The sequence below is a fragment of the Paenibacillus sp. AD87 genome, from assembly GCF_001659845.1.
GTDB lineage: Bacteria > Bacillota > Bacilli > Paenibacillales > Paenibacillaceae > Paenibacillus > Paenibacillus marchantiae.
In genome coordinates this window covers 1-7,885 of the sequence record NZ_LXQN01000014.1, presented here as the reverse complement: position 1 = coordinate 7,885, position 7,885 = coordinate 1, and the positions used below count along the sequence as shown (strand labels likewise).

Sequence of the window (7,885 nt, the reverse complement as noted above, 5' to 3'; positions counted from 1 at the left end):
TTATAACCGCCCTGAGGAGGCGAATAATTCTGATCTGAGCCACAGCCGGCGAGCATGACGGATAGTCCAAGTACGACACAGCATAACTGCCACAAAGGCCGTTTCATGTGCACAACCCCTCCTTGATTAGATACTGGATGTAGTATGTGATGGGAAACCGCTAAATATGTTGAATGATGATGGTTTTTGCTGTGAAGGTTGGTAAATAAACTCTCGGGGGTGGAAAAGATTTGAATTTACGTAAATGGTTTTTCCTATTTTGGTCAGCTTTGCTTATTGGGGCTGCAGGATCATTAGTGACGGGTCTAATTATGATGTTGGTTAATGGAGAAAAAACGAATGGAATGACCGATTTTTTTTAATTTATCTCCTGATCTTGTTTGGTTCCGGTATTATGATTAGCGTGTATTCGCAAATGGGTTTTTTCGCATACTTGATATTGAACTATATGGGCAAAGGTGTATTTTCGAAACGCAGTTGGCAAATTGTACAGATTGTTCTAACCGTTTTGGCGTTACTTGATGTCATGTTTTTACGTTTGTTTGTTGGTGGGGAACGAGAACGGCTATCCGATATTGTGCTTGGAATCATTATTTTGGCAGCTGGAATTGTTACCGCTTACGTAAAGGTGAAAAAGACACATATTTCGCGCTGGTGCCTACACTCTTTTTCATGGTGGCTGTTACCGTGGTGGAAACGATCGGTGTGCTGCGAATTGATGTGAATGCGGCTACCATCTTTATTGTGGTTCCACTGTTAATCTGTAATGCATACCAAATGCTGATATTGCACAGGCTGGTAGATGGGTCCATGGAGCAGCGGGGTGAGTGGAAAGACCGAGGTACAAGAAAGTCATGCGTAGCGATTATCTTAAAAAAAACGCCAAAAAGAGCTAACCTGGTTAGCTCTTTTCCATTTATGGCGCTTCAGCGCCTTTTTACAAGGCATGGAGTACAGAAGGGAAGTATACAGTTTGCCTCAGCAATACTGCTTTAATTAACGTTTACTGTGCACTGGCTTGGTCGCGAACTTCCGTACCTTTGACACTTGAATGATTAAGCAGCTCAGAAACCGTCACGAATTCATACCCTTGATTTTTTAACTTGTCGATAATGACGGGTAATGCTTCATGCGTTTGTTTCGAGGAATCACTAGCGTGCAGCAGCACAATGTCACCAGGATGCGCCTTGCTAACTACACGATCAACAATGGTCTGTACACCAGGGTTCTTCCAATCCTGCGAATCGGTGTCCCATTGGACAACCTGATAATTCAGACTGCTGGCAACCTGGAGAACACGTTTCAAAGTCGCCATTAGGTAGACGCAGCAATTTCGGTTCTTTTCCCGTTAAATCGGTTAAAATGCTATGAGCTGTCGAAATTTCCTTGCGGATTTCCTCTTCAGTCAGGCTGCTGTAATTATCATGCTTGTGACGCATGGCTGCCGATTTCGTATCCTGCGTCTTTGATGGCTGTTACAATCTCGGGGTGTGTCTTACTCCAGGGGGAGGACAAGAAGAAAGTGGCTTTCTGAACTTTATTTTCTTGGAGGACCTTCAGATAGGCTCTGTCCTTTTATCTCCCCAGCTAATGTCAAAGGTGAGTGCAATAACCTTCTTCTCGGTTGGAACGCTGTATACGGCGGATGGTGCATCCTCCGAGAATACAGAAATATTGCCGCTCTCCAGATAAATAATCCCGATAGCAAAGACGGCAGCAACCAGCACAATCAGGAAACGTTTGATCTTTTTGCCGCTAAATCATAGAACGAGTTCATTTCAATAAGCGCCCTCTCCCATAAGAAATGCTTGTTTACTCTCAATGTATGCTCGTACCTCGCAGTTATTCGTATCAGACGTTTGTTTGTCCAACATCTTGGTTCCACAGGAGGATATTATGTTAAAATTCAGTACATTTCTTAGAGCTTTAGGTTCCATTCGTGGTGCATTAATCTGGTCGATCGTATTGTTTGTTGTTGGAATAGGCACGGGGTGGGTGAGTACAGGACCACTTGAGGATATATTGTTGAATCAAATCGGGGGACTAAGGGAAGTAAGTGAACGGCTAGAGCAGGGGAACAATGTGCAATGGAACTTCTTCCTCTTTATCTTTTTCAATAACGCCATCAAAAGTGTACTCGTGATCTATGCCGGTATCTTCTTTGGCATTCTGCCTGTCGTTTTCCTGTTGATCAATGGCATGGTTATCGGTTTTCTGGTACACACCACAATGAACTATGGGGCCAGCTTCTTTGATATTGTTGTAAAAGGACTTCTTCCACATGGCATTATTGAAATTCCGGTAATTATTATCGCTTGTGCATTCGGTTTAAGGTTTGGTGGATTAGCTCTCAAAAGTCTTGGTCAATTTGGCGGGGAGAAACGAAATACGATTGGCAGCCAATGGAGTGCGTTTATGCGCACAACGGTAACTGCATCCTGCTGGATTGTTATTTTGCTACTTGTTGCAGCGATTATTGAAAGTACACTTACCTACAGCCTGGTGCGAGGATAAATTTGTATGGGATGACATTCATAAATTTTCAGAAAGTTGACCATAACAATAAAACGGGTTTCAGTAGCAACCACCAAAGGACAAATAAAGATGATCCTGGGTTTGCTACTAAAACCGGCGCTGTCCGATATATAGCCTGAATTAAAGGGCTCGAATATGACATACACTGGGACACGCCATTATCCATATGCAGAAAAAGGAGAACTCTAATGCTGGGTATGCTGTTTAACGAGAAGGAATGCAAGGAACTGGATTATGTATTGCGCAAAGAGCTTGATGAAATGTTGTTCGACTTAAGTGACAACCGTCTCGATCAAGAAATTAAATACGCCATAGCGAGTCGCTACAAGACTGTGTTCCGTATGTATGCGCGCTTTGCGCCACCCAAAGAGTTATCCAAATATGCTAGAGGCGGCAAACTAAAAAAATCCAAGCCATAATGATGTGGTCAGTGGGATGCTGAAGTTCACCATATAAGAGAGGTGCGGCCCGTAAAGCCAGCGCTGTACCTCAGACACCATGAATTAGGTATAGGTAGAATAGGCGGCTTTGAAAAGGGATATGAAACATTTTGTCGAAAAAGGGTTGACCTTTTTTGTTCAATATGATAAATTAATTTTCGTTCCTTTTTTAAGGAAAAGTTAACCGGAACAAGCGCTGGAATAAAGCGATTGAAAATAAATCGAAAAAAGTGCTTGCAAAGTAAACTTAAACATGATATATTATAAAAGTCGCCGCTGAAAATACGGTGACAAAGAAAACAGGAACAAATTGAATGTTTGATCTTTGAAAACTGAACAACGAGTGAGTAACGATCTTGCTTGCAAGATCGACGCTGAGAAATTGGTGCAAGTCTTCGGGCTGTATGATTTCGAAGCAAAAATGAGATTTTAATCTCGTCAGATTCAAAATGAGCTTATCGCTCTTTTCAATACTTTATTGGAGAGTTTGATCCTGGCTCAGGACGAACGCTGGCGGCATGCCTAATACATGCAAGTCGAGCGGACTTGAAGAGAAGCTTGCTTCTCGGATGGTTAGCGGCGGACGGGTGAGTAACACGTAGGCAACCTGCCCTCAAGTTTGGGACAACTACCGGAAACGGTAGCTAATACCGAATAGTTGTTTTCTTCTCCTGAAGAGAACTGGAAAGACGGAGCAATCTGTCACTTGGGGATGGGCCTGCGGCGCATTAGCTAGTTGGTGGGGTAACGGCTCACCAAGGCGACGATGCGTAGCCGACCTGAGAGGGTGATCGGCCACACTGGGACTGAGACACGGCCCAGACTCCTACGGGAGGCAGCAGTAGGGAATCTTCCGCAATGGGCGAAAGCCTGACGGAGCAATGCCGCGTGAGTGATGAAGGTTTTCGGATCGTAAAGCTCTGTTGCCAGGGAAGAACGCTTGGGAGAGTAACTGCTCTCAAGGTGACGGTACCTGAGAAGAAAGCCCCGGCTAACTACGTGCCAGCAGCCGCGGTAATACGTAGGGGGCAAGCGTTGTCCGGAATTATTGGGCGTAAAGCGCGCGCAGGCGGTCATTTAAGTCTGGTGTTTAATCCCGGGGCTCAACCCCGGATCGCACTGGAAACTGGGTGACTTGAGTGCAGAAGAGGAGAGTGGAATTCCACGTGTAGCGGTGAAATGCGTAGATATGTGGAGGAACACCAGTGGCGAAGGCGACTCTCTGGGCTGTAACTGACGCTGAGGCGCGAAAGCGTGGGGAGCAAACAGGATTAGATACCCTGGTAGTCCACGCCGTAAACGATGAGTGCTAGGTGTTAGGGGTTTCGATACCCTTGGTGCCGAAGTTAACACATTAAGCACTCCGCCTGGGGAGTACGGTCGCAAGACTGAAACTCAAAGGAATTGACGGGGACCCGCACAAGCAGTGGAGTATGTGGTTTAATTCGAAGCAACGCGAAGAACCTTACCAGGTCTTGACATCTGAATGACCGGTGCAGAGATGTACCTTTTCTTCGGAACATTCAAGACAGGTGGTGCATGGTTGTCGTCAGCTCGTGTCGTGAGATGTTGGGTTAAGTCCCGCAACGAGCGCAACCCTTATATTTAGTTGCCAGCACTTCGGGTGGGCACTCTAGATAGACTGCCGGTGACAAACCGGAGGAAGGTGGGGATGACGTCAAATCATCATGCCCCTTATGACCTGGGCTACACACGTACTACAATGGCCGGTACAACGGGCTGCGAAATCGCGAGATGGAGCCAATCCCAACAAAGCCGGTCTCAGTTCGGATTGCAGGCTGCAACTCGCCTGCATGAAGTCGGAATTGCTAGTAATCGCGGATCAGCATGCCGCGGTGAATACGTTCCCGGGTCTTGTACACACCGCCCGTCACACCACGAGAGTTTATAACACCCGAAGTCGGTGGGGTAACCGCAAGGAGCCAGCCGCCGAAGGTGGGATAGATGATTGGGGTGAAGTCGTAACAAGGTAGCCGTATCGGAAGGTGCGGCTGGATCACCTCCTTTCTATGGAGAATCGTTTCCCGAGTGGAAACATTCAAATACAAAATCTAGCCAGGTCGGCTAGTTACTCACTCGTTGCTCAGTTTTGAGAGCTCAAACTCTCAAACGTTTGGTGGCGATAGCGAAGGGGTTCCACACGTTCCCATCCCGAACACGACCGTTAAGCCCTTCAGCGTCGATGGTACTTGGACCGCAGGGTCCTGGGAGAGTAGAACGCCGCCAAGCGTAAACCCATTACGGGTTTCAATATGATATATAATGTGGGCCCTTAGCTCAGTTGGTTAGAGCGCACCTCTGATAAGGGTGAGGCCGGTGGTTCGAGTCCACCAGGGCCCACCATGTATACCTTACAATCTAATATGGGGCCATAGCTCAGCTGGGAGAGCGCCTGCCTTGCAAGCAGGAGGTCAGCGGTTCGATCCCGCTTGGCTCCACCAACAAGATTTTACAAGCTTGTTCTTTGAAAACTAGATATCGAAACGAAAATTGCGAATTAGAACATTCCTTTTTAAGCTGAACTTGTGTTAAAACAAGTTTTAATAAATAGTGAAAACTGCATTGCGATGGTATCGAATGAGAGCGACTTTTGGCTTTGCGTAAGCAAAACAAGGGAAGCGAGCAGTCGAAACCGGAGCAACTATGGTTAAGCTACTAAGAGCACACGGAGGATGCCTAGGCGCTAGGAGCCGATGAAGGACGTGGCGAACAACGAAACTGCCTCGGGGAGCTGTAAGCAAGCTTTGATCCGGGGGTGTCCGAATGGGGAAACCCAGCTGGGGTAATTTCCAGTTACTCATAACTGAATACATAGGTTATGTAGAGGCATACCAAGGGAACTGAAACATCTAAGTACCTTGAGGAAGAGAAAACAATAGTGATTCCGTCAGTAGCGGCGAGCGAACGCGGAGAAGCCCAAACCAGAGAGCTTGCTCTTTGGGGTTGTGGGACATCTCACATGGAGTTACAAAGGAACCGGTTAAACGAAGAGGTCTGGAAAGGCCCGCCAAAGAAGGTAAAAGCCCTGTAATTGAAAGTCTGTTCTCTCCGAGATGTATCCCGAGTAGTGCGGGCACGTGAAACCCCGTATGAATCCGGCAGGACCATCTGCCAAGGCTAAATACTTCCTAGCGACCGATAGTGAAGCAGTACCGTGAGGGAAAGGTGAAAAGCACCCCGGAAGGGGAGTGAAATAGAACCTGAAACCGTGTGCTTACAAAAAGTCAGAGCCCGTTTTAGGGGTGATGGCGTGCCTTTTGTAGAATGAACCGGCGAGTTACGTTCCCGTGCAAGGTTAAGGTGAAGAGCCGGAGCCGCAGCGAAAGCGAGTCTGAATAGGGCGACATAGTACGTGGACGTAGACCCGAAACCGGGTGATCTACCCCTGTCCAGGGTGAAGGTGCGGTAACACGCACTGGAGGCCCGAACCCACGCATGTTGAAAAATGCGGGGATGAGGTGGGGGTAGCGGAGAAATTCCAATCGACTCGGAGATAGCTGGTTCTCCCCGAAATAGCTTTAGGGCTAGCCTCGGAAAACAGAGTCGTGGAGGTAGAGCACTGATTGGGTGCGGGGCCCGCAAGGGTTACCAAGCTCAGTCAAACTCCGAATGCCATAGACTTACTTCCGGGAGTCAGACAGTGAGTGCTAAGATCCATTGTCAAAAGGGAAACAGCCCAGACCATCAGCTAAGGTCCCCAAGTGTGTGTTAAGTGGGAAAGGATGTGGAGTTGCACAGACAACCAGGATGTTGGCTTAGAAGCAGCCACCATTGAAAGAGTGCGTAATAGCTCACTGGTCGAGTGACTCTGCGCCGAAAATGTAACGGGGCTAAACACACCACCGAAGCTATGGCTTGATGCTTTGCATCAGGGGTAGGGGAGCGTTGTATAAGGGTTGAAGGTGTACCGTAAGGAGCGCTGGACATTATACAAGTGAGAATGCCGGTATGAGTAACGAAAAGATCAGTGAGAATCTGATCCGCCGAAAGCCTAAGGGTTCCTGAGGAAGGCTCGTCCGCTCAGGGTAAGTCGGGACCTAAGGCGAGGCCGAAAGGCGTAGTCGAAGGACAACAGGTCGAAATTCCTGTACCACCGTAAGCCGTTATGAGCAATGGGGGGACGCAGCAGGGTAGTGACGCGGACTGATGGATGTCCGTCTAAGCAGTGAGGCTGATGTGTAGGCAAATCCGCACATCGTTAAGGCTGGGCTGTGATGGGAGCGAAAATTATAGTAGCGAAGGTCATGATCTCACACTGCCAAGAAAAGCCTCTAGCCAGGTGATGGTGCCCGTACCGCAACCGACACAGGTAGGCGAGAAGAGAATTCTAAGGCGCGCGGAAGAACTCTCGTTAAGGAACTCGGCAAAATGACCCCGTAACTTCGGGAGAAGGGGTGCCCCGGTAGTGTGAATAGCACGAGGGGGCCGCAGTGAAAAGGCCCAAGCGACTGTTTAGCAAAACACAGGTCTGTGCGAAGCCGTAAGGCGAAGTATACGGGCTGACGCCTGCCCGGTGCTGGAGAGGTTAAGGGGAGCGGTTAGGAGCAATCCGAAGCTGTGAACCGAAGCCCCAGTAAACGGCGGCCGTAACTATAACGGTCCTAAGGTAGCGAAATTCCTTGTCAGGTAAATTCTGACCCGCACGAATGGCGTAACGACTTGGGCGCTGTCTCAACGAGAGATCCGGTGAAATTTTAATACCTGTGAAGATGCAGGTTACCCGCGACAGACGGAAAGACCCCATGGAGCTTTACTGCAGCTTGATATTGAATTTGGGTACGATCTGTACAGGATAGGTGGGAGCCTTTGAAACGTGAGCGCCAGCTTGCGTGGAGGCACCGTTGGATACCACCCTGATCGTATCTAGGTTCTAACCTGGTACCGTAATC

2 protein-coding genes, 2 tRNA genes, 3 rRNA genes and 2 pseudogenes are annotated in these 7,885 nt (G+C 48.1%); 8 read left to right on the top strand and 1 reads right to left on the bottom strand.

All coding sequences use genetic code 11. The features are described from left to right. Positions 1–394: 394 nt before the first annotated feature. Positions 395–996 (top strand): annotated as a pseudogene (locus gpAD87_RS33015) (KinB-signaling pathway activation protein). Between the two features lie 7 nt (positions 997–1,003). Here the strand turns inward: gpAD87_RS33015 and pdaB are convergent. Beyond that, positions 1,004–1,777, bottom strand: a pseudogene (gene pdaB, locus gpAD87_RS23040) (polysaccharide deacetylase family sporulation protein PdaB). 119 nt (positions 1,778–1,896) lie between these two features. Between pdaB and gpAD87_RS23035 the strand changes: the two are divergent. From gpAD87_RS23035 to gpAD87_RS23005, 7 genes are all read left to right on the top strand, one after another. Beyond that, complete coding sequence (locus gpAD87_RS23035; protein WP_064641162.1) at positions 1,897–2,514, top strand: stage II sporulation protein M; 618 nt, start codon at positions 1,897–1,899, stop codon at positions 2,512–2,514. A gap of 209 nt (positions 2,515–2,723) precedes the next feature. Further along, a complete protein-coding gene (locus tag gpAD87_RS23030) occupies positions 2,724–2,954 on the top strand; it encodes a hypothetical protein (RefSeq protein WP_017692114.1) in 231 nt (76 codons plus the stop codon). 496 nt (positions 2,955–3,450) lie between these two features. Beyond that, positions 3,451–5,003, top strand: a 16S ribosomal RNA gene (locus gpAD87_RS23025). 105 nt (positions 5,004–5,108) lie between these two features. After that, positions 5,109–5,225, top strand: a 5S ribosomal RNA gene (gene rrf, locus gpAD87_RS23020). A gap of 37 nt (positions 5,226–5,262) precedes the next feature. After that, positions 5,263–5,339: transfer RNA gene (locus tag gpAD87_RS23015), tRNA-Ile, on the top strand. 22 nt (positions 5,340–5,361) lie between these two features. Continuing rightward, a tRNA-Ala gene (locus gpAD87_RS23010) sits at positions 5,362–5,437 on the top strand. A 204-nt stretch (positions 5,438–5,641) separates the two neighbouring features. Further along, positions 5,642–7,885, top strand: a 23S ribosomal RNA gene (locus tag gpAD87_RS23005); the annotation flags it as partial.

Bases quoted from the DNA above. Each gene is read 5' to 3' on its own strand.
- gpAD87_RS23035 (WP_064641162.1), top strand. From the start codon at position 1,897: ATGTTAAAATTCAGTACATTTCTTAGAGCTTTAGGTTCCATTCGTGGT.
- gpAD87_RS23030 (WP_017692114.1), top strand. From the start codon at position 2,724: ATGCTGGGTATGCTGTTTAACGAGAAGGAATGCAAGGAACTGGATTAT.